The 23,006-nt window shown below is 41.9% G+C and carries 18 protein-coding genes, 1 tRNA gene and 2 rRNA genes; 2 read left to right on the top strand and 19 right to left on the bottom strand.

Going from position 1 to position 23,006, the window contains the following annotated elements; genetic code table 11:
* The 6 genes from HMPREF1195_RS10455 to HMPREF1195_RS10430 form a co-directional block, all read right to left on the bottom strand.
* Positions 1–2,133, bottom strand: a 23S ribosomal RNA gene (locus tag HMPREF1195_RS10455); the annotation flags it as partial.
* A 124-nt stretch (positions 2,134–2,257) separates the two neighbouring features.
* Positions 2,258–2,330: transfer RNA gene (locus HMPREF1195_RS10450), tRNA-Ala, on the bottom strand.
* A gap of 53 nt (positions 2,331–2,383) precedes the next feature.
* Positions 2,384–3,931: ribosomal RNA gene (locus HMPREF1195_RS10445) — 16S ribosomal RNA — on the bottom strand.
* 301 nt (positions 3,932–4,232) lie between these two features.
* Positions 4,233–4,775: a ribosome hibernation-promoting factor, HPF/YfiA family gene (gene hpf, locus HMPREF1195_RS10440; protein WP_003010301.1), complete on the bottom strand. Its 543-nt coding sequence runs from the start codon at positions 4,773–4,775 to the stop codon at positions 4,233–4,235.
* An 81-nt stretch (positions 4,776–4,856) separates the two neighbouring features.
* Positions 4,857–5,522, bottom strand: coding sequence for a ComF family protein (locus tag HMPREF1195_RS10435; RefSeq protein WP_023920317.1), 666 nt, complete (start codon positions 5,520–5,522; stop codon positions 4,857–4,859).
* Positions 5,519–6,817 (bottom strand): ATP-dependent helicase ComFA, encoded by a 1,299-nt coding sequence (locus HMPREF1195_RS10430; RefSeq protein WP_037599930.1) that lies wholly within the window; start codon positions 6,815–6,817, stop codon positions 5,519–5,521. Before HMPREF1195_RS10430 ends, HMPREF1195_RS10435 begins: the two co-directional genes overlap by 4 nt.
* 55 nt (positions 6,818–6,872) lie before the next feature.
* On the opposite strand from HMPREF1195_RS10430, the gene HMPREF1195_RS10425 reads away from it, so the two are divergent.
* Entirely contained in the window at positions 6,873–7,514 is a 642-nt protein-coding gene (locus HMPREF1195_RS10425; RefSeq protein WP_023920314.1) for a YigZ family protein, read from the top strand.
* A 123-nt stretch (positions 7,515–7,637) separates the two neighbouring features.
* Complete coding sequence (gene cysK / locus HMPREF1195_RS10420) at positions 7,638–8,561, top strand: cysteine synthase A (RefSeq protein WP_003004014.1); 924 nt, start codon at positions 7,638–7,640, stop codon at positions 8,559–8,561.
* Between the two features lie 50 nt (positions 8,562–8,611).
* On the opposite strand, the gene HMPREF1195_RS10415 is transcribed toward cysK, so the two are convergent.
* The 13 genes from HMPREF1195_RS10415 to HMPREF1195_RS10355 form a co-directional block, all read right to left on the bottom strand.
* The gene (locus tag HMPREF1195_RS10415; protein ID WP_023920312.1) at positions 8,612–8,977 is read right to left on the bottom strand and encodes a S1 RNA-binding domain-containing protein; all 366 of its coding nucleotides are present in this window, start codon (positions 8,975–8,977) and stop codon (positions 8,612–8,614) included.
* 1 nt (position 8,978) lies between these two features.
* Entirely contained in the window at positions 8,979–10,379 is a 1,401-nt protein-coding gene (locus HMPREF1195_RS10410) for a bifunctional Cof-type HAD-IIB family hydrolase/peptidylprolyl isomerase (protein WP_023920310.1), read from the bottom strand.
* 44 nt (positions 10,380–10,423) lie between these two features.
* Positions 10,424–11,056 (bottom strand): response regulator transcription factor, encoded by a 633-nt coding sequence (locus HMPREF1195_RS10405; RefSeq protein ID WP_021154562.1) that lies wholly within the window; start codon positions 11,054–11,056, stop codon positions 10,424–10,426.
* The gene (locus tag HMPREF1195_RS10400; protein ID WP_021154561.1) at positions 11,053–12,069 is read right to left on the bottom strand and encodes an envelope stress sensor histidine kinase LiaS; all 1,017 of its coding nucleotides are present in this window, start codon (positions 12,067–12,069) and stop codon (positions 11,053–11,055) included. The genes HMPREF1195_RS10405 and HMPREF1195_RS10400 overlap by 4 nt, the downstream gene beginning before the upstream one ends.
* Complete coding sequence (gene liaF / locus HMPREF1195_RS10395; RefSeq protein WP_021154560.1) at positions 12,066–12,761, bottom strand: cell wall-active antibiotics response protein LiaF; 696 nt, start codon at positions 12,759–12,761, stop codon at positions 12,066–12,068. Before liaF ends, HMPREF1195_RS10400 begins: the two co-directional genes overlap by 4 nt.
* Before the next feature lie 119 nt (positions 12,762–12,880).
* Complete coding sequence (gene pknB / locus HMPREF1195_RS10390) at positions 12,881–14,749, bottom strand: Stk1 family PASTA domain-containing Ser/Thr kinase (protein ID WP_021154559.1); 1,869 nt, start codon at positions 14,747–14,749, stop codon at positions 12,881–12,883.
* Positions 14,746–15,486: a Stp1/IreP family PP2C-type Ser/Thr phosphatase gene (locus tag HMPREF1195_RS10385; RefSeq protein WP_021154558.1), complete on the bottom strand. Its 741-nt coding sequence runs from the start codon at positions 15,484–15,486 to the stop codon at positions 14,746–14,748. Before HMPREF1195_RS10385 ends, pknB begins: the two co-directional genes overlap by 4 nt.
* A 21-nt stretch (positions 15,487–15,507) precedes the next feature.
* Positions 15,508–16,821 carry a 16S rRNA (cytosine(967)-C(5))-methyltransferase RsmB gene (gene rsmB / locus HMPREF1195_RS10380; RefSeq protein ID WP_023920307.1) on the bottom strand — a complete coding sequence of 438 codons (1,314 nt, stop codon included), beginning with the start codon at positions 16,819–16,821 and terminating at the stop codon, positions 15,508–15,510.
* The gene (gene fmt / locus HMPREF1195_RS10375) at positions 16,811–17,746 is read right to left on the bottom strand and encodes a methionyl-tRNA formyltransferase (RefSeq protein WP_023920305.1); all 936 of its coding nucleotides are present in this window, start codon (positions 17,744–17,746) and stop codon (positions 16,811–16,813) included. The genes rsmB and fmt overlap by 11 nt, the downstream gene beginning before the upstream one ends.
* An 11-nt stretch (positions 17,747–17,757) precedes the next feature.
* Complete coding sequence (locus tag HMPREF1195_RS10370) at positions 17,758–20,166, bottom strand: primosomal protein N' (protein ID WP_037599925.1); 2,409 nt, start codon at positions 20,164–20,166, stop codon at positions 17,758–17,760.
* Between the two features lie 63 nt (positions 20,167–20,229).
* Positions 20,230–20,544: a DNA-directed RNA polymerase subunit omega gene (gene rpoZ, locus HMPREF1195_RS10365; RefSeq protein ID WP_003010339.1), complete on the bottom strand. Its 315-nt coding sequence runs from the start codon at positions 20,542–20,544 to the stop codon at positions 20,230–20,232.
* A 25-nt stretch (positions 20,545–20,569) separates the two neighbouring features.
* A complete protein-coding gene (gmk, locus tag HMPREF1195_RS10360) occupies positions 20,570–21,202 on the bottom strand; it encodes a guanylate kinase (protein ID WP_003003905.1) in 633 nt (210 codons plus the stop codon).
* A gap of 106 nt (positions 21,203–21,308) precedes the next feature.
* Positions 21,309–22,916: a ribonuclease Y gene (locus tag HMPREF1195_RS10355; protein WP_023920301.1), complete on the bottom strand. Its 1,608-nt coding sequence runs from the start codon at positions 22,914–22,916 to the stop codon at positions 21,309–21,311.
* Positions 22,917–23,006: the final 90 nt, after the last annotated feature.

Genomic DNA, 23,006 nt, shown 5'->3' with positions numbered 1-23,006 from the left:
ATGGCTCCTACCTATCCTGTACATGTGGCACAGACACTCAATATCAAACTGCAGTAAAGCTCCATGGGGTCTTTCCGTCCTGTCGCGGGTAACCTGCATCTTCACAGGTACTAAAATTTCACCGAGTCTCTCGTTGAGACAGTGCCCAAATCATTACGCCTTTCGTGCGGGTCGGAACTTACCCGACAAGGAATTTCGCTACCTTAGGACCGTTATAGTTACGGCCGCCGTTTACTGGGGCTTCAATTCATACCTTCGCGTTACCGCTAAGCACTCCTCTTAACCTTCCAGCACCGGGCAGGCGTCACCCCCTATACATCATCTTACGATTTAGCAGAGAGCTGTGTTTTTGATAAACAGTTGCTTGGGCCTATTCACTGCGGCTGACATAAGTCAGCACCCCTTCTCCCGAAGTTACGGGGTCATTTTGCCGAGTTCCTTAACGAGAGTTCTCTCGCTCACCTGAGGCTACTCGCCTCGACTACCTGTGTCGGTTTGCGGTACGGGTAGAGTATGTTTAAACGCTAGAAGCTTTTCTTGGCAGTGTGACGTCACTAACTTCGCTACTAAACTTCGCTCCCCATCACAGCTCAATGTTATAGAATTAAGCATTTAACTCAATTCACACCTCACTGCTTAGACGTGCACTTCCAGTCGCACGCTTTAGTTAGCCTACTGCGTCCCTCCTTCACTACATACTCTAGTACAGGAATATCAACCTGTTGTCCATCGGATACACCTTTCGGTCTCTCCTTAGGTCCCGACTAACCCAGGGCGGACGAGCCTTCCCCTGGAAACCTTAGTCTTACGGTGGACAGGATTCTCACCTGTCTTTCGCTACTCATACCGGCATTCTCACTTCTATGCGTTCCAGCGCTCCTCACGGTACACCTTCTCCACACATAGAACGCTCTCCTACCATACCTATAAAGGTATCCACAGCTTCGGTAAATTGTTTTAGCCCCGGTACATTTTCGGCGCAGGGTCACTCGACTAGTGAGCTATTACGCACTCTTTGAATGAATAGCTGCTTCTAAGCTAACATCCTAGTTGTCTGTGCAACCCCACATCCTTTTCCACTTAACAATTATTTTGGGACCTTAGCTGGTGGTCTGGGCTGTTTCCCTTTCGACTACGGATCTTAGCACTCGCAGTCTGACTGCCGACCATAATTCATTGGCATTCGGAGTTTATCTGAGATTGGTAATCCGGGATGGACCCCTCACCCAAACAGTGCTCTACCTCCAAGAATCTCAATGTCGACGCTAGCCCTAAAGCTATTTCGGAGAGAACCAGCTATCTCCAAGTTCGTTTGGAATTTCTCCGCTACCCACAAGTCATCCAAGCACTTTTCAACGTGCCCTGGTTCGGTCCTCCAGTGAGTTTTACCTCACCTTCAACCTGCTCATGGGTAGGTCACATGGTTTCGGGTCTACGACATAATACTAACTCGCCCTATTCAGACTCGGTTTCCCTGCGGCTCCGTCTCTTCAACTTAACCTCGCATCATATCGTAACTCGCCGGTTCATTCTACAAAAGGCACGCTCTCACCCATTAACGGGCTCGAACTTGTTGTAGGCACACGGTTTCAGGTTCTATTTCACTCCCCTCCCGGGGTGCTTTTCACCTTTCCCTCACGGTACTGGTTCACTATCGGTCACTAGAGAGTATTTAGGGTTGGGAGATGGTCCTCCCAGATTCCGACGGGATTTCTCGTGTCCCGCCGTACTCAGGATACTGCTAGGTATAAAGACTATTTCGAATACGAGGCTCTTACTCTCTTTGGCTGACCTTCCCATGTCATTCTTCTATAATCTTTAAGTCCACATTGCAGTCCTACAACCCCGAAGAGTAAACTCTTCGGTTTGCCCTCCTGCCGTTTCGCTCGCCGCTACTCAGGCAATCGCTTTTGCTTTCTCTTCCTGCAGCTACTTAGATGTTTCAGTTCACTGCGTCTTCCTCTACCTATCCTTAACAGATAGGAGTACTAGCCATTAGCTAGTGGGTTCCCCCATTCGGACATCTCTGGATCGTCGCTTACTTACAGCTCCCCAAAGCATTTCGTCGTTTGTCACGTCCTTCTTCGGCTTCTAGTGCCAAGGCATCCACCGTGCGCCCTTATTAACTTAACCTTATTTTTGGTCTTGCGACCTAAACTCTTTAAATATTTACAGCGTTTCGGTTTATTTTCTTGTTACTATTTGATATAGATATTCAATTTTCAATGTTCAATCTTAACACCCTTTAAAGTGTTAATGGAGCCTAGCGGGATCGAACCGCTGACCTCCTGCGTGCAAAGCAGGCGCTCTCCCAGCTGAGCTAAGGCCCCACAAGACCTCTCAAAACTAAACAAGACCAACGTACAGGTTTCCATTTCCTTAGAAAGGAGGTGATCCAGCCGCACCTTCCGATACGGCTACCTTGTTACGACTTCACCCCAATCATCTATCCCACCTTAGGCGGCTGGCTCCAAATGGTTACCTCACCGACTTCGGGTGTTACAAACTCTCGTGGTGTGACGGGCGGTGTGTACAAGGCCCGGGAACGTATTCACCGCGGCGTGCTGATCCGCGATTACTAGCGATTCCGACTTCATGTAGGCGAGTTGCAGCCTACAATCCGAACTGAGACTGGCTTTAAGAGATTAGCTTGCCGTCACCGACTCGCGACTCGTTGTACCAGCCATTGTAGCACGTGTGTAGCCCAGGTCATAAGGGGCATGATGATTTGACGTCATCCCCACCTTCCTCCGGTTTATTACCGGCAGTCTCGCTAGAGTGCCCAACTGAATGATGGCAACTAACAATAGGGGTTGCGCTCGTTGCGGGACTTAACCCAACATCTCACGACACGAGCTGACGACAACCATGCACCACCTGTCACCTCTGTCCCGAAGGAAAACTCTATCTCTAGAGCGGTCAGAGGGATGTCAAGACCTGGTAAGGTTCTTCGCGTTGCTTCGAATTAAACCACATGCTCCACCGCTTGTGCGGGCCCCCGTCAATTCCTTTGAGTTTCAACCTTGCGGTCGTACTCCCCAGGCGGAGTGCTTAATGCGTTAGCTGCGGCACTGAGTCCCGGAAAGGACCCAACACCTAGCACTCATCGTTTACGGCGTGGACTACCAGGGTATCTAATCCTGTTTGCTCCCCACGCTTTCGAGCCTCAGCGTCAGTTACAGACCAGAGAGCCGCTTTCGCCACCGGTGTTCCTCCATATATCTACGCATTTCACCGCTACACATGGAATTCCACTCTCCCCTTCTGCACTCAAGTTAAACAGTTTCCAAAGCGTACTATGGTTAAGCCACAGCCTTTAACTTCAGACTTATCTAACCGCCTGCGCTCGCTTTACGCCCAATAAATCCGGATAACGCTCGGGACCTACGTATTACCGCGGCTGCTGGCACGTAGTTAGCCGTCCCTTTCTGGTAAGTTACCGTCACAGTGTGAACTTTCCACTCTCACACTCGTTCTTCTCTTACAACAGAGCTTTACGATCCGAAAACCTTCTTCACTCACGCGGCGTTGCTCGGTCAGGGTTGCCCCCATTGCCGAAGATTCCCTACTGCTGCCTCCCGTAGGAGTCTGGGCCGTGTCTCAGTCCCAGTGTGGCCGATCACCCTCTCAGGTCGGCTATGTATCGTCGCCTTGGTGAGCCGTTACCTCACCAACTAGCTAATACAACGCAGGTCCATCTCTTAGTGATGCAATTGCACCTTTCAAATCAATATCATGCGATATCGACTTTTATGCGGTATTAGCTATCGTTTCCAATAGTTATCCCCCGCTAAGAGGCAGGTTACCTACGCGTTACTCACCCGTTCGCAACTCATCCGCTCGGTGCAAGCACCAAGCTTCAGCGTTCTACTTGCATGTATTAGGCACGCCGCCAGCGTTCATCCTGAGCCAGGATCAAACTCTCATTAAAATAATTGTTTGTCTTAAACTCATTCTGTCACTGACAGATTTATTGTTTTTTCATTGTTCAGTTACTATAACCTTAGTTATAGCGCCCTGCACATTGGTTCGTCTTGTTCAGTTTTCAAAGGTCTTTGTCGCTCTCGCGCGACAACTATATTAGTATATCATGACCTACCCTTACTGTCAACACTTTTTCTCAAAAAAATTTATTTTTTTGAAAGTTTTTAAGTTATATAAAAAATCAGGAGCACAGATGCTCCTGATTCTTCTATAATTTATTTGATGTTTTCAATCTCTTTTTTTGATCTCTATTCTTTTACTTCCAATAGACCGATGTCTCCATCTTCTCTACGGTAGATCACATTTGTTGTGTTATCCTCTGCATCACGATAAATGAAGAAATCGTGTGCTAATAGATCCATTTGAAGGATCGCTTCATCTAAATCCATTGGTTCTAGATCAATTGTTTTTGAGCGAACAACTTTTTCTGTGGTTGCTGCTTCTTCTACAACTGCATCGGTAAACAATTTACCTGCACCAGATTTAATACGATTTTTCTTTTCGATTTTTGTTTTATTCTTACGAATTTGACGTTCAATTTTATCTACAACTAGATCAATTGAACCGTACATATCTTGAGAGACATCTTCTGCGCGCAGTGTGATAGATCCAAGCGGAATGGTTACTTCTACTTTTGCGGTCTTTTCACGGTAAACTTTTAAGTTTACTCGAGCGTCTAGCTCTTGATCTGCCTGAAAATATTTTTCAATCTTTTCGAGTTTAGAAACGACATAGTCGCGAATGGCTTCTGTTACTTCTAGGTTTTCACCACGGATACTATATTTAATCATATTAGTACCTACTTTCTAAACATTATGTTTTTATTTATATGTATATTATAACGCTTTCATAAACTTTTTGCAAATCTTTTTTTACCTTGCGATTGAAAATGTCTTTATTTCTTTCACACCTTTTTCAATTAGTAGGCGCTTCATTAATTCGATTGTTTTGCCCGTTGTGTAGATATCATCGAATATAAGATATTTCTGCTTTTTTGAAACTTCTCCTTTTAATTGAAAGTGTTGAGAGGTTTTTAATCTTTCTTCTCTTGTTTTTTTTGATTGAGCTAAAGTGTCTTCTTTTTGGAATAGACTGTTGTATTTTATCTCTGCAAAATCTAGTATAGTCGAGACTTGATTGAATCCTCTCTCCTTCTTTTTTTCGTGGCTGATTGGAGTCGGTATTATCGTATAGCTTTTATACTTTTTCAAGGCTTTTTTGATATCACATGCAAATACCATTCCTAATAAACGATCGCCTTCAAATTTATATCGCTTGAAATAGTCCTTCATTGCTGCATTATATTTATATAATGCTTCATGTTCTACTATATTCCCCTTTTGTATCCAGTATTCGCAATCTTTACATACTTTCTCCTCCTTATCTTTATAACATCTAGGACAATGGATTTCGCCAATTTGTTCGAAGTCTTCTTTGCATTCTTTACAAATCCATTCTTCTTGTTGATTCATAATTATAAGATCTATGAAATGTTCACCAGTTTTCAACTCTTTAGTACAAAGCAGACATTCTTTCAAAATCCAGCCTCCTGATTCATTTCCTTTATTTCTTTAATCGCTTTTTTCATTTCTCGTGTTATACCATCTGATAGAAAAAGTAGTTCACCTGTTGGTCTTTCTTTACTTCGACCGACCCTTCCTGAAATTTGTACGAGGGCACTTTTAGTAAATAATTTGTGATTACTTTCTAAAACAAAGACATCTACAAATGGAAAAGTCACTCCTCTTTCTAAAATTGTTGTCGAGACTAGCATGGTTATGGCTTTGTTTCTAAACTCTTCTACCATTCGTAGGCGGTCTGTTGTCTGTGAGGATACAAAACCTACTGTTTCTTTGGGAAAGTATTTTTTTAAGTTCTCAGTGAATTGTTGTCCTAATTCTATTTCAGATACAAAGATTAACAATGGGTAGTGAGTCTGTCTTTGTTTCTTGATCAGTTGCAATAGTTCGTAAGGGATTCTTCCTTTTTCTATTTTTTCTCTAATTTTCGGCACCCATTTTATTTCAGGGACCACTAGTGGGTTCCCATGAAATCTTCTTGGAAGACTATAACGAATGATTTCTTTTTTCTTGACCTTTTTATCTAACTCATCTGTAGAGGTTGCTGTTAAATATAGGGTATTCCCCTCTTTTTTTATTGCATTCTGAGCTGCTTTATATAAGATTGGATTGTCCACATAGGGAAACGCATCTACTTCATCTATAATAAGGAGATCAAAGGCCTGATAAAACTTTAGCAATTGATGGGTTGTAGCGATCACCAAAGGTGTTCTAAAATAGGGTTCCGATTCTCCATGAAGTAAAGAGATGGGGCAGGAAAAATCTTCCTTCATCCTTCCGTACAGTTCGATACAGACATCGATTCTTGGGGTAGCAATACAGACTGCTTTTCCTGCCTTGATCGCTGTTGCTACAACCTGATACATCATTTCCGTTTTCCCAGCTCCTGTCACAGCATGTACCAGGGCATGTTTCCCTGCTTTAACTGCTTGGATAAGTCCTTCAGATACCTCTTGTTGATAGGAAGTCAAGGTCCCTTTCCAGTTTAGCACCTCTTGACCTTCAAAGTCTCGCTGTGCAATAGTATAAAGTTTTTGATCACTCCGGATCCTTCCCAATTGGATACAGGCTCTACAATACAGCACCTCCTCACTCAACTTCCAAAGTTTCTGATCAATCAAACTGCCACATCGAAAGCAATGGTACCTTCCATTCTCTTTTTCTATAGTTGGAAGTTCTTGGGCAATTTCTTTTAGATCATTTGTCATTTGACTCTCTGTTAAGAGTCTTCCATAAGAATCTTCTATCTTCATACTTATTAATTCGCAAAAGTTGGAGAAAATCATTCTTTTTTTGTAAAATAAGAATATGGAATATGTTACATTTAAAGAGAACGGCACTGTTCAAGAAGAAATCAAAAAATCAAAATTCATTTGTCATATCAAGCGAGTCTCCTCTGAAGAGGAAGCAAGAGATTTTATCAATGCCATCAAAAAGGAACACTATAAGGCTACACATAACTGCTCTGCTTTCATCATTGGAGAACAAAGTGATATCAAACGGACCAGTGATGATGGAGAGCCTAGTGGAACCGCTGGGGTACCGATGTTAGGAGTTTTGGAGAATCATCGCATCACTAATAGTTGTGTCGTGGTTACTCGCTATTTCGGAGGTATTAAATTAGGTGCTGGCGGTCTGATTCGTGCTTATGCTGGAAGTGTGGCACAAGCAGTTCGAGAGATTGGACTGGTAGAAATCAAAGAGCAAGTGGTTCTTGGGATCACACTTTCTTACTCCCAATACCAAGAATTTGCTAATTTCTTAAAAGACCATCAATTGGCGGAACAAGATCCGATGTTTACAGATCAGGTAATGACAACGATTTTTGTGGATAAAGAAAACACAAACTCTATCACAGCAGCTTTAGTCGAATTTTACAATGGCAAAGTCATTATTGAGGATCACGGAATTCGTGAGGTTGAAGTACCCCTACTTTCTGTAGAAAAATAATCAAAGAAGCTATCGGCAACGATAGTTTTTTTTTATCACACCCATAAAATTTCTATATTTTACATTCTTCTCGCAAGAGACTATACTTGTTAGTATCAAGAAAACCTAGAACTGAGGTATATTATGGCTATTTATGAAAATATTACAGAATTGATTGGGAACACTCCGATTGTCAAATTGAATCGTCTTGTTCCTGAAGGAGCTGCAGATGTCTATGTCAAACTCGAAGCCTTCAATCCTGGATCATCTGTCAAAGACCGGATTGCTTTGAGCATGATTGAAAAAGCTGAAGCGGATGGCTTGATCAAACCAGGTGATACCATTGTCGAAGCAACTAGTGGGAACACAGGGATTGGTTTGTCATGGGTTGGCGCAGCTAAAGGCTACAAAGTTGTGATTGTCATGCCTGAAACCATGAGTGTGGAACGTCGTAAAATCATCCAAGCCTATGGAGCTGAACTCGTTTTGACTCCTGGAAGTGAAGGAATGAAAGGCGCTATCGCTAAAGCTGAAGCAATCGCTGCAGAAAGAAATGGCTTCCTTCCTCTTCAATTTGAAAACCCTGCTAACCCAGAGGTACATGAAAGAACAACAGGACAAGAAATCGTTGATGCCTTTGGAAAAGATGGTTTAGATGCTTTTGTCGCAGGTGTTGGTACTGGTGGTACTGTTTCTGGTATTTCTCATACTTTGAAAAAGAATAATCCTGCTGTCAAAGTCTATGCCGTTGAGGCCAATGAATCTGCAGTCCTTTCTGGTGAAAAACCTGGACCACATAAAATCCAAGGGATTTCAGCAGGCTTTATCCCAAATACTTTAGACACTAATGCATATGATGGTGTTCGTCGCGTATCTTCAGAAGAAGCTTTCGAACTTGCACGCGCTATCGGTGGAGCTGAAGGATTCTTAGTCGGAATCTCAAGCGCAGCTGCTATCTATGCTGCTATTGAAGTCGCAAAAGAATTGGGTAGCGGTAAAAAAGTTCTTGCTCTTGCACCAGATAATGGAGAACGTTACCTTTCTACTACCCTTTACGAATTTGAATAATTCTCTATATTAAAAAAACTTCGGTAGGTTTCATCAACCTATCGAAGTTTTTATTTTTTTTCTTGTTTGCTAAAGAATACCTTTCCTTCTTTGACCCAGGTCGGCATCTGTTGAGCTAAGGGTGCAAAACCACTCTTGTGGCGGTCATTTGAAAAACGATGGTGTCGAATACTTCGTTGTGGTGTTTCTTCTAGTGTTCTCAGAGAGAGGCTAGCTTTCTTAGAATATTCATCAACATCGATGACTTGGACAAAGACTTTTTCTCCAATTGAAAGAATATCATGAATATTACTTACATAACCACTTCTAATCTCTGAGATATGAATCAAGCCTGTGACACCCGACTCTAGTTCGACAAAGGCACCATAAGGTTGAATGCCTGTAATGGTCCCTTCTAACTTATCTCCAATTTTCATATTAGTCCTCAATCTCGATGGTTTCAATCACGACATCTTCTACTGGCTTATCCATCATCCCGGTCTCAACAGCCGCGATCTCATCCAACACAGCAAAAGAAGCTTCATCCATCAATTGTCCAAATACGGTATGGCGTTGATCTAGGTGAGGAGTTCCCCCTTCTGTCGTATAGATTTCAGCAATTTTTTCAGGCCAGCCACCGCGGACCAATTCCTTTTTCGAATATGGAAGATGTTGATTTTGTACAATAAAGAATTGGCTGCCATTTGTGTTTGGTCCAGCATTTGCCATTGAAAGGGCTCCGCGAATATTGTACAATTCTTTTGAAAATTCGTCTTCGAAGCTCTCCCCATAGATGGATTCGCCACCCATACCTGTACCTGTTGGATCTCCCCCTTGGATCATAAAATCTTTAATAATCCGATGGAAAATGACACCATCATAATAGCCGGACTTAGCAAGAGCTACAAAGTTTGCAACTGTTTTTGGTGCTTGATCCGGGAACAATTGAATGTTCATCTCACCGTGATTGGTTTTGATCACAGCGACAGGACCGTCAACCGTAGCAAGTTCTAACTGTGGTAATGTCAATTCTTTTTCAACCATATTTAACTCCTCTAAGGCATAGAATATGCCATCTTCTTCTAAATTCTTAGTGATATAATCAGCTTTTTCTTGTAACTCTGGAGCAGATTTTCCCATTGCGATACTAATTCCAGCATAATCAAACAGTTCTAGATCATTTAATCCATCCCCAAATACTAAAACATTCTCTGGCTTCAAGCCCAAATGATTTACAAGATGAGAAACTCCTGAAGCTTTTGAAGCTTCAAAGCGAACAACATCTGACGAATGGGGATGCCACGAAACTAGGCGCAAATCCTCTTGCAAAGAAGGGGGCAACTCTAGCTCACTATCCTGTTCATCAAAGGTCCACATTTGGAAAATAGGTTCTTTCAGATGCAGATCTGGATCTACAGGTAAGTTGGGATAAATGATGTCAATAGCATCACTGATCAAGGGTGTCCGATTAGACAGGGCAGCTTGATGACTAGCCACTAACCCATAATCAATCTCAGATTTTTTGGCCCAATCTACAAAAGAAGAAACGATTGCTTCATTGATTGGTGATTGGTAGATCACAGTTCCTTTTGTATCTTCTATATAGGCACCGTTTAAGGTTACCAGAAAATCCGGCTTTAAGTCCATGATTTCAGGAACAACCCCAAAAATCCCTCTGCCGGTTGCAATCCCTGTTCGGATTCCTTTTTCTTTCAACTGATGAAAGACTTCTTTGACAGATTCTGGGATCAATCCAGTTTCTTTTGCACGTAATGTATCATCAATATCAAAAAAGACGATTTTAACTTTTTTGGCTTTATAACGTAATTTTGCGTCCACTTGTCTCCCCCTTATGATCATGCTCTATTATAGCATGTTTCCCTTTAAAAATCTTCTTGATTCACCAGATGGTGTCGGAAGGCATAGACGACTGCTTGCGTCCGATCACTGACTTCTAATTTGGATAAGATGTTGGAGACATGGGTCTTCACTGTTTTTAAAGAAATGAAGAGTTCATCTGCTATTCGTTGATTTTCATATCCTTTCGTCAATAAAGCCAGAATATCTCGTTCTCTAGCTGTCAAATCATCATGCAATTCAGCATGGTTCTTTCGTGACTCAACTTTTTGACTAACTTCTGTCTCAATTGCAAATTCTCCCTTTGCAACCTTTCTGACAGCCTGTAAGATCTCAGTTGCTGACGAGGTCTTTAAAATATATCCTTTTGCACCGGCATCTAAGACAGGGTAAATCTTTTCGTTATCTAAATAAGACGTCAAAATGACAATTTTAGCTTCCGGCCACTCTTTTAGGATGGCTAGAGTCGCATCGATTCCATTTAGCTCTGGCATCACAATATCCATGATGATGACGTCTGGTCTTTCTTTCAGCGCCAACTCCACCCCTTCTTGCCCATTTTTCGCCTCTAAGACTTTCTCAATATCGGTTTGCATGGACAAAAAGCTTTTCAATCCCAATCGGACCATTTCATGATCATCTACTAATAATACTTTCATACAGTTTCCTTTTCATTTTTATCTTTTACAAGGAGGGGAACACGAATATCTACAGCCACTCCCTTTTGAGGACTCGTTCTTATTTTAATGGTCCCCGCCATGTCTTCTACACGTTCTTGAATATTTTTCAACCCATAACTCAATCGTTCCAATTTTTCCTGCTCAAAGCCGATTCCATCATCCACCATCCGTAAATGAAGTTGTTTTCCTTCCTGATGCAAAAAGACATCCATTTGTTGAGCTCTAGCATGTTTCAAGGTATTGCTGACAATTTCTTGGACGATTCGAAATAGATGTTCTTCCATATCTTTTGGAATGCTCACGTCATTATGATGGAAGACAACTGTTAGGTTACTCTTTTCCTTCAATTCTCTAAAAATCATCTCCATACCTTCTACCAAACTTTTTCCTTCCAATTCTGTAGGACGAAGATGTAAGAGCAAGACGCGTAAATCATTTTGGGCTGTCCCTAGAATATCTGACACACCATTTAGTTGCTGCTGGATCTGACTTTTCTCTAACTCAAGGGCCTGTGCTGCCACTCCAGATAAAATCATATTGGCTGCAAACAACTCTTGACTAACCGTGTCATGTAGATCACGCGCAATTCTCTTACGCTCGATTTCCACAATTTCTTCCTCATTTCGCATCACACGATTTTCACTTTTTTGTAAATTTTCTTCTAGTCGAAGCAATTTGCTGTCCAATAAATCTAACTGTTGATTCAATTCTTTGGGGGCAATTTCTTTTCGCTGTGAAGCAGTCAGGATCGCTTCTACCTTTTGTTGTACTGCATGAACCGTTACAAATTGCGTGATTTTAATAATTAAGATAACCAAAGCCGTCAATGCAAGCGTCAGACTAAAAATCAAAAATAGGAATGATTGAAGCAAGGAAAGATCTGAGAGAAGTTTGCCCCACTGAAAACCAACAAAATGGAAAATGGTATGACAAATGACCGCAACCACCATTAGGGAATAGAAATACAATAGGAGATAGTCTAATTTCTTCATGCGCGAAACACCTCAACATCCCCAACAATACCAACTAACACAATTTTTACAGAACGGTGCGATCTCCGATAATGTGCCGTTTCAATATCTATGGTTTCATTCCTCATTTTACGGACAGGAAGATCCAAAAACTTCAGATCTCCATACAAGGTGTTAATTTGTAAATGCAATTCCAAATCAATCGGTAAGATAATTTTTGTATTTCCAAACCCTTTCCGAATGATCACTACATTGTCCCAATTGCAAATGGCTACCTCCTCTAAATGGAGGGTGTCATTCCCAAAAACTCGGATCACATTCAGATCTCGATACCCTCGACTTTGCTTTGAAAAATGTTGTAAATCACCAATCCATCGAGTTTTTTCCTGACGAATTTTCGTATCCTCTTCAACATCAAACACAACTGCTTCATTTTCCTTATACATATAAGGGTAAGCAATCAATAAACCATAAACCACCGCAAATAAAATGGCTGCAATCACAAAAGGATTCAGCATCACGATAAAAAACAAGAGCACACTCAGCGCGATTAATAGAAAATTCGCTTTTTGTTTGCCAAAATAGTAATACAAAAGGAGCAAAAAGAGAACCATCAAGACAACAAATCTGGAAAAATCGATTGATAAAATGGTGATCGCTGCTAATGTTAACAAAACGGCTTCAACGAAAATAAAAATTTGTATTTTCCACATAGTCTACCTCATCTTTTCCTATTTTATCAAATTTTTCCTCATTTGACTTCCGTCTGTGGGTGGATAATAGCAGACAATCAAAAAGACCCAGAAATCCATCTGAGTCTTAGACTGATTTATTAATCTCCACTAGTTGCACTACTGCTTGAACTTTCTGTATCTGATCGTTCACCAGAGGATGAACTAGATGTATCAGAACTTGATGAGGCTTTCGTACTTGAAGAAGCTGTCACTTTAGGCTCATATACAGTCAAAACAATTCGTGTTCGGTTAATATCCACCGTACTCGAAACTTCTGGAGTTTGACTGACAATTTGACCGGCAGAAACAACTACCCCATCAGGGAGATGTTCTGTTTTTCTTAATTCGATATTGGCTTCTTTAATACCATAGATCTCAATCAAATTACTTCTAGCAAAATCATAAGTTGATCCAACATAGTTTGGCATTTCAATTGAAGTCGTTTCTTTCGCTACTTTCAAAACAATCTTAGTTTTTGAATTCAGAGAATATTGCTCTCCTGGAGCTGGAGTTTGTTCAAGAACTGTCCCTGCAGCATAATCGAAGGTCTCAACTTCTTCAATCGTGATCATTTTGCTTGATACTTTATAAGTATTTTTCAAATCTTCTTCTGCTTTTGCCCGTGTTTCACCCACGTAATTTGGCATTTCAAAGCTGTTTGGTCCTTTTGAAACAATCAAATCAATTCGACTTTGTTCTTTCTTTTGGGCCCCTGCATTTGGATTGGTTCGAATGACATAGCCTTCTGCAACCGAATCACTGTACTCTTCTTTCTCTTCACCGACTTGAAGGTCTTGTCCCTCAATAACCGCTCTAGCTTCGGCAATGGTTTTGCCGGAAACATCTGGAACGGTTTTATTGGCTGGGCTCATATACAACAAGAAAGTAAAGGCAGCAAGAACTAGGGCAATGGCAACAAACAAGACCTTGTAGCGCGCCCGCAAGCGTCTTCTTGGCTTTTTACTTGGTGCCATGGTCTGCTGGTCAGATAATGGTCGATTAGGATCTACCGAACTGATTTCACTGCGTACCTCAGAGATTGGAACAGGAGCCGTCTTTGGAGTTGGACTCACTTTTGGAAGAGTCTTTGTATCAGCTTTCGATTGATCTTCAAAAATCAGTTTTTTCTCATTTCTTCTCTCGTAGGACAAGCAACTTGAAAGGTCCACATACATCTCTGCCACTGATTTATAGCGATCCGTCAGTTTTTTAGCTGTCGCTTTGATCACCACATTTTCTAAAGCTTGTGGAACATTCTTATTTTCTTCACGAATAGATGGGAGTGGCTTTTGAAAATGCTGCAAAGCAATTGTGACTGCACTATCTCCATCATAAGGAATGTGTCCTGTCAACATCTCATAGAAAATGATCCCCATCGCGTAGATGTCACTTTGCACCGTAGCTTTTGATCCACGCGCCTGCTCAGGGGACAAATAATGAACCGACCCCAACATCGAGTTGGTCTGGGTCAAGCTAGTCTCTGCGAAGGCCACTGCAATCCCAAAGTCTGAAACTTTTGCTGTTCCATCTGGTGTCAAGAGGACATTCTGTGGTTTTAAATCTCTATGGATAATGCCACGCGTATGGGCAAGACGCATAGCTAGAAGGATCTGCCCCATCAAACGAACAGCTTCTTCATTTGATAAAGGAGCATTTTCTTTGATATAGCGTTTCAAGTCTAAACCTGCAACATATTCCATTGCAAGGTATTGTTGTCCTTCTTCTTCGCCAATGTCTGTAATCCGAACGATATTTGGATGGTCCAGCTCTGCCATCGCCTTTGCTTCACGCTGAAAACGCGCAACCGCAATGGGATCCGTCTGGTAATTCGTACGCAGTACCTTGACTGCAACTTCTTCCCCATCTAAAATCAAATCACGCGCAAGATAAACATCTGCCATCCCGCCGCGTCCAATTTGTTGGATGATTTTATATCGCCCGGCAAAAATTTTGCCGATTTGAATCATGCTGCGTCCTCCTCAGTAAAGTGGAGCAGTACAACAGTGATATTATCCAAGCCTCCAGCATTATTGGCAAAACGAATCAAGGTTTGAGCTTTTTCTTCCAGTGAAACATCACTCAAGACAATATCTCTGATTTCATCCGGGCCAATCATATTAGTTAAACCGTCACTATTGATCAAAATATAATCATCTGCTTCAACCGTCACCAAACCATAATCCGGCTCCAACTCATCTTTTTGGCCAATGGACTGAGTGATGATGTTACGTTGAGGATGATGGGCTGCTTCTTCCTCTGTGATTTGACCTGCTCGCAAAAGAGCATTTACAAGAGAATGATCACTGGTCAACTGCTGGTATTCGCCCTGACGAATGAGGCCAATCCGCGAATCTCCAACATGGGCATAAATCACTTGTCCTTCTACAAAAGCCAAAGCTTCCAGTGTCGTTCCCATTCCTTTGTGCTCATCATCTTGCCCAGCTAAATGGATCCGACGGTTCACAGCTTCTAAATGTTCTGCAAACCATTCCCGTACTTGATTAACCGTCTCGATCTCAGAAGAAACCCAAGCCGCACCTAGGTCTGTGACTGCCATTTCACTAGCAATATTTCCGGCACGGTGTCCTCCCATACCATCAGCAAGTAAAACCATAGATTTTCCTGCCTTGTTTTTATATTGATTTGCATAGTCTTGGTTATTTGTCCGTCTTTGACCTACATCGGTTAAGATCGTAATATCCATACTGTCAGTTTCCTCCTGATATTATGAGATTCTCTTAAAACGACTGATAAAGAAGCCGTCGCTTCCATATAATTCGGGTGTAATAAGGATACAATCATTTTTAAGAATATCTTTTCTTTCGTGATCCAATGGGACTTGTTCGAAATTTGGATGGTTTTTCAAAAATTGGTCCACCACTTCAAAATTCTCTTTACCCATAATTGTACACGTACTGTACACTATTATACCACCTTTACGCACACTTTGACAAACACTATCCAGAATGGCCAATTGAATAGCTTGTAAAGATACAAAATCTGCACTCTCTTTATTGTACTTGATATCAGGCTTTCTCCGGATCAAACCAATCCCTGAACAAGGCGCATCCACCAAAATTTTATCGAAAGCATCAGGTCCAAATGTTTCAAAGACTTTTGTCGCATCTAACTTCTTTGTCAAAATTTTGTCCGCAACATGGAGCCGATTAGCATTTTCTTGAATCAATTTGAGCTTATGGTCATAGAGATCCAAGGCTGTGACTTTCCCAGTTGTGAGATAAGAAGCCAGGTGAGTCGTCTTTCCACCTGGCGCCGCACAGGCATCTAAAACCCACTCATCTCCTTGCAAATCCAAAGCCGGTGCCACCAATTGACTGGACTCGTCTTGAATAGTAATGTGCCCTTCTTTGAACAAGGAATGCGCTGCAAAATGTCCCTGTTCTTTCACGAGAGCAGAGGGAGCAAGTAGAGAGGAGGTTGCTTCGAGTAGCTGCGCTAACTCTTCTTTTTCGTCTAGATTAATCACACGAATACTGGATTTATTACGTTGATAGAGACTCTTAAAAATAGCGCCAGCACGTTCTTCACCGTATTCTTCGATCAATGCTTTGACCAACCATACGGGTAGGGAATACTCTACCGAATAACGTTTGTTCTTTCGCTTGATCGTATCAATAGCTGGTAGTCCCTCGCGGAGGAGCTTTCTAAGAATAGCATTGACAAACTTCTCACTGCCTTCTTTACGACGTTTTGCTATCCGGACAGCTTCATTGACGATGGCATGATCGGGAATTCGGTCTAAATAGACAAGTTGATACAAACTCATCATCAAAAGATAATAGAGCCAAGGATCTAATTTCGTCCGGTCTTCAATTACGTGGGCGAGATACCACTCGAGCGTTATCTTCCGTGCTACAGTACCGTATACAACTTCCGTAACAAAGCTTCTATCTTTATCTGAAAGTTGAGAGTGTTCTAGCGCTTGATTTAGGGCAATATTAGAATAAGCTCCCTGCTCAAAAACCTCTTCTAGCACTCGAACGATCTGTTCACGCGCATTCATTTGTTTAACTTCCAAAGTGATCTCCTACTTTCAATTGACGGCCAGCGCCATTCAAAAAGTCTGTGATGGACATTTTTGGTTTTCCTGCTGGCTGCACAACTTTAAGGGACAATGCGCCTTCTCCTGCAGCGACCAGCAACTCTTTTTTGGTCAAAGCAATCACTTCTCCTGGATTTCCATTTCCTTCGCATAGCTCTGCTTCATAAATTTTAAAGCGTTGCCCATTTAATAACGTATGAGCGACCGGCCAAGGATTCATCCCTCGGATCTGATTAAAGACTTGGCGATTGGTTTTGGTCCAGTCCAAAACCTCTTCTTCCGGTAAAATATTCGGTGAAAATGTGACCAAACTTGGATCTTGTGGACTTGGCTTGATCTCCCCTGCCAGGTAAGCTGGCAAAGTATCTAGGAGTAAGTCACGTCCAAGGACTGCCAATTTTTCAAACAAAGTTCCCACATTGTCCTCATCTAAAATTGGGAGAGAACGAGCTGCAATCATGTCTCCGGCATCCATTTCCTTGACCATTTCCATAATTGTAACCCCAGCTTCTTCGTCACCATTGATCAGGGCATAGTGAATGGGAGCTCCACCTCTATATTTAGGTAATAAAGACGCGTGGACATTCACCGCAAACTGAAAGTTCTCCAACAATTTTGTCGGTAAAAATTGTCCAAAAGCAGCGGTCACAATTCCATCTGCATCTAGTGATAAGAGAGTTTCCATTTCTGGACTACCCGATAATTTCTCCGGCTGAAGAACCGGTAGTTGATGTTCCAAAGCTACCTGCTTCACCGGGGTCATTCGAATCTCTTTTTTGCGACCTACTTTGCGGTCTGGTTGAGTCACAACTGCCAAAATTTCATAGCGCGAATCTGCTAACAATCCCTTTAAAACCGTCGCTGAAAAATCAGGCGTTCCCATAAAAATTAATTTTGTCATTTCTTTCTTCCTTACATAAAACTTTGAGGTTCATTATCAATACTGACACGTAGATCTTGGTTGCCTCTTTCTTGTGTAAATTCTAAGATTTGATTCAAGACCTGAGTCATGCCTTCTTCGAAACGATATTTCACAATGATTTGATAATGATACAAATTATGTGTGCGTGCAATTGGTTTAGGTGTTGGTCCTAAGATTTGGACCTGATCAGATAAGCCAGATCGGAGAATTTCCATGACCTGATGTGACTTCTCCATCACCATTTCCTCACTCTTATGAGATAGGGTTAGCCCAACTGTGAAGTAATAAGGCGTATAGCCTAACTGCCGGCGAATCTGCATTTCATAGGCAAAAAAACCTTCATAATCTTGGTCTTTGGCAAATCGAATCGCATAATGATTGGGGTTGTAGCTTTGAATGATAACCTCTCCTTCTTTCTCTGCTCGTCCGGCCCTTCCTGCCACCTGAGTCAAGAGTTGAAAGGTTCTCTCAGAGGATCGATAATCCGGTAAATTTAAAGAAGTATCCGCATTCAAGACACCCACTAACGTCACATTTGGAAAATCCAATCCCTTCGCAATCATTTGCGTCCCTAACAAAATATCCGCTTCTCCATTCCCAAAAGCATCTAATATCGCTGCGTGGCTCCCCTTTTTTCGAGTGGTATCCACATCCATGCGCAGAATTTTAGCTTCAGGAAAGATCTCTTGTAATTCATCATAAGCTTTTTGTGTTCCTGTCCCGTAATAACGAATGGAAGGACTTTGGCAATTTGGACAGTGTCGAGGAATCGCTTTACTATAGCCACAATAATGACAGTTCATGGTTTTAGTATCCATGTGGAGGGTCAAAGAGATGTCACAATTGGGACAAGTATCTACAGTTCCACACTCGCGACACATGACAAAACTGGAATAACCACGGCGGTTCAACATCAAGACAACCTGCTCTTTTTTCTGCAAGCGATCAGCAATAGCTTCCACTAGAACCGGAGTGAAGTTACCAGCTTCATTTTGGCCAATATAATCACGGAAATCAACGACTTTAACTTCTGGAATTTTGGCTACCGGATTGGCCCGCTGGGTTAGACGAATTAATTCATAAACCCCTTTTGTTGCACGAGCCCGTGATTCTAGACTTGGAGTAGCAGATCCAAGAAGCAAGACTGCTTGATTGTACTGAGCCCTTAGGACTGCGACTTCCCTTGCGTGGTAGCGTGGATTACTATCTTGTTTGTAGGAAGCCTCATGCTCCTCATCAATGATGATGGCTCCGATGTTTTTCAAAGGGGCAAAGATGGCTGAGCGTGCTCCAACGACTACCTTGGCCTCCCCACGTTCAACTTTTCGCCATTGATCATACTTCTCACCATTTGATAAGCCCGAGTGCAGAATAGCTACTTCCTGACCAAAACGAGAGATAAAACGATCCGTCATCTGTGGCGTCAGGGAAATCTCAGGAACCAACATAATAGCCGTTTTCCCCTTATTTAGAACTTCCTGAATAATCTGCAGATAAACTTCTGTTTTCCCACTTCCAGTCACACCTTCTAATAAAAAAGGCTTTGATGTTTTCCCAATTTGAGAAACTACTCTTTCTACAGCTTTTGCTTGCTCTGAATTTAAAAGCAGAGCCTGGGTCTGTTCTTTGCCTTCATAATATGCAGCCGCCCGATTCACTTCTCGTTCTGTTATTTCTAAAACACCCTGATCAATAAAATAAGCCACTACTTCTCGTGAAAAATCCTGATACAATCCTGCTAAGGGTTGCTCCCCTTGCTCTAGTAACAGGCGCTCTTTCAATGCTAGCCTTTTTTTAGCTCTCGCTGATAGTTGAAGTTCTTTTAATCCTTCCTGGTTAACGCGATACCATTTTTCTGTTTTAATTTGTTTCTTATCCTTGGCCTTGTATTCAAGTACCAAATCTCCTTTTCTGACCAACCGCATCACTTGGGCTTGATCGGCTGCATCTAGAGAAGAAAAAGAAACTTCATTTTTTGCACCAAAAAGTTTTATTTTGAGAGTGGGATCTAAAGAAGGTTGAGGATACAAAATCTTATCATAACTCGAATTGAGGAGAGAAGGAAGCATGGTTTTTAAAATCGTGATCTTATAAGAAAAAACACTTTTTCGTAATTGATCCGCCAACCAAAACTGCTCTTGATTTAAGACCGGAGTGTAATCCAAGACCTCCACAATCGCTTTTAATTCCTCGCTTGTGTCTGCCTCTTCTAAAACATCTACCACAATCCCTTGAATGAGGCGATTCCCTTTACCAAAGGGGACATGAACTCGCATACCTGCCTCCACCATATCCTCAAATTCTGATGGGATCTGATAAGAATAGGGTTTATCTGTCTGCATCAATGGGACATCTACGATGACTTTTGCTATCACTTTTTCACCTCCAGCCTCTATCATATGAGCTTTACTTTATCACGGAACCCTTTAAATAGCAAAAAATAAGATTGAGAAGCCCCAACCTTAAATTTTTTCACCATCTTCTTTTTCTTTGGCAATTTGTTCCTTAATTTTGCGCTCTTCTTCTTCTTTGCGAATCCGCTCTGCTTCAATCCGACGACGAAGCGCTTCACGTTTTGCTTCTGGATCCGGGTGAACAACTACGTTTCCAGACTCGATTTCTTCAAGCGCTTGTAATGTTGATTTAACTGATTGGAATTCTTGAGTTGGTACTGCACCACTTTCCAATTCGTGGGCCCGTTTTGCCTCAAGAATGACCAATGAATATTTTGATGGTACTTTGTCAAGCAATGTATCAATAGAAGGTTTTAACATCATATTCCTATACCTAATTTCTAATTATTTATCTCTTCACAATAGTTTGTGTTTTTGGTAACATATCCAGATAATGGCCAATGACACGGTCTACACGGAAATGCTCTGCTTCGATCACACGTTTGACACGCTCAGCAGCAAGAGGAACCTCGTCGTTCACAATGGCGTAGTCATATTCACGCATCATGGCGATTTCTTCTTTTGCTTTTTCAATCCGTTGCGCAATAACTTCTGCACTATCTGTCCCGCGACCCACTAATCGATCTTGCAATTCATCCAAATCAGGCGGAGTTAAGAAAATAAAAACTGCATCTGGAACTTTCTTCTTTACTTGAAGGGCACCCTGAACTTCAATTTCAAGGAATACATCGATTCCCTTGTCCAAGGTTTCATTCACATAGGTTAAAGGAGTCCCATAGTAATTTCCAACGTACTCAGCGTACTCCAACATTTGCCCTTGACGGATCAAATCTTCAAATTCTTCACGTGTACGGAAAAAATAGTCGACACCATCCACTTCACCTGGACGTTGTGCACGCGTCGTCATCGATACAGAATACTGAAACTGATTGTCCGAGTTTTCAAAAATTTCTCGTCTGACCGTTCCTTTTCCAACCCCCGAAGGGCCAGAAAATACGATTAATAAGCCACGATCCGCCATGATTTCTCCTTCAATGTCTTTCTATCTAGTGTAACAAAAATCGGCCTAATTTTCAACTGATTTTTTCATTCAAAAAGCTTGAGATGCTAGATCTCAAGCTTTTCATTTATTTTGCGTAATCGACTGCACGCAATTCTCGAATAACGGTAACCTTAATGTTTCCAGGATATTCAAGATTGGACTCGATCTTCTCACGAATATCATGAGCTAAGATCGTCACTTTATCATCCTTGATCGCCTCAGGGCTAACCATAATACGGATTTCACGACCCGCTTGAAGGGCGAAACTTGTCTTAACTCCTTCAAAACTATTTGCAATTTCTTCAAGATCTTGCAAGCGTTTGATGTAGCTTTCAAGTGACTCACTTCGTGCTCCAGGTCGAGCTGCACTCAAGGCATCCGCTGCAGCGACAATGACTGCGATGACACTTTCTGGTTCCACGTCTCCATGGTGACTGGCAATGGTATTGACAACCACTGGGTGTTCCTTGTACTTCCGTGCCAATTCAGTTCCAATCTCGACGTGACTTCCTTCCACTTCACGGTCAATCGCTTTACCGATATCATGTAAGAATCCTGCACGTCGTGCCAAGGTAGCATTTTCACCCAACTCGCTAGCAATAATACCAGAAAGTTTGGCAACTTCAATGGAGTGACGCAAAACGTTTTGACCATAAGAGGTACGGAATTGCAACCGTCCCATGATTTTCATCAAATCTGGATGGAGGTTTGGCGCACCAATTTCATAGGCAGCCGCTTCACCGTATTCACGAATACGATTGTCAATTTCCTGACGGTTCTTCTCAACCAGCTCTTCGATGCGGGCTGGATGGATCCGACCATCTTTGAGAAGGCTCTCCATTGTCATGCGGGCGATTTCACGACGAATCGGATCAAACCCTGACAAGGTCACCACCTCAGGCGTATCATCGATAATCACATCGACACCTGTCAAGCTCTCAAAAGTACGAATATTGCGCCCTTCACGCCCAATAATACGGCCCTTCATGCTATCATCTGGTAAATGAACCGTTGAGTTTGTTTGCTCAGCAACAAAATCACCTGCCATCCGTTGCATGGCTTGGACAAGAATGTCTTTAGCCATCTTATCAGAACGTTCCTTCACTTCCAACTCAGCATCACGAATTTGCGATGCAATTTCTTTTGAAAGATGCTCTTCCGTCTGATTCAAAATAATGTCACGCGCTTCTCCTTGACTTAGAGCAGCGACACGTTCCAGTTCTTCTACTTTCTTGTGTTCAAGCTCTTCCAGCTGTTGTTCACGCGTATCAATGTGTTTAGTTCTATCTGTAAGACTTTGCTCTTTGTGTTCAAGAGACTGTTCTTTGCTTGTTAAAATGTCGTCTTTACGATCAAGATTGCTAGCACGTTCTGCCAAACGGCTTTCTAATTGCTTCAATTCTTGTCGTTCTGACTTAAACTCAGCATCGACCTCTTCACGATATTTTCTGGCTTCTTCCTTTGCCTCCAAAAGTGCTTCTTTTTTAAGTGAACTTGACTCATGCTTCGCCTCTTTTAAAATCAAATCGGCTTCGCGTTCTGCCTGTCCACGTAAATTCGTTGCTTCTTGTTCAGCATTTAAAAGGGTGAATTCCGCAGCTTCTTTTGAAGCTTTCATTTTAAGAGCAGTTCCCACATATCCAATGACTAAACCAATGACCGCGGCAAAAACACCTGTAATTAAAAAATTCATGCTTTTACCCCAAATCTATTTAATTAGTTGAATTAAAAATTCTTTTACATTTTACCATAAATTACTAAAATTAACAATCTAAAAAAACAG

This window comes from Streptococcus parasanguinis CC87K, from assembly GCF_000507765.1.
GTDB classification, from domain to species: Bacteria; Bacillota; Bacilli; order Lactobacillales; family Streptococcaceae; genus Streptococcus; species Streptococcus parasanguinis_J.
This window is presented reverse-complemented; position numbering and strand designations above follow the sequence as displayed.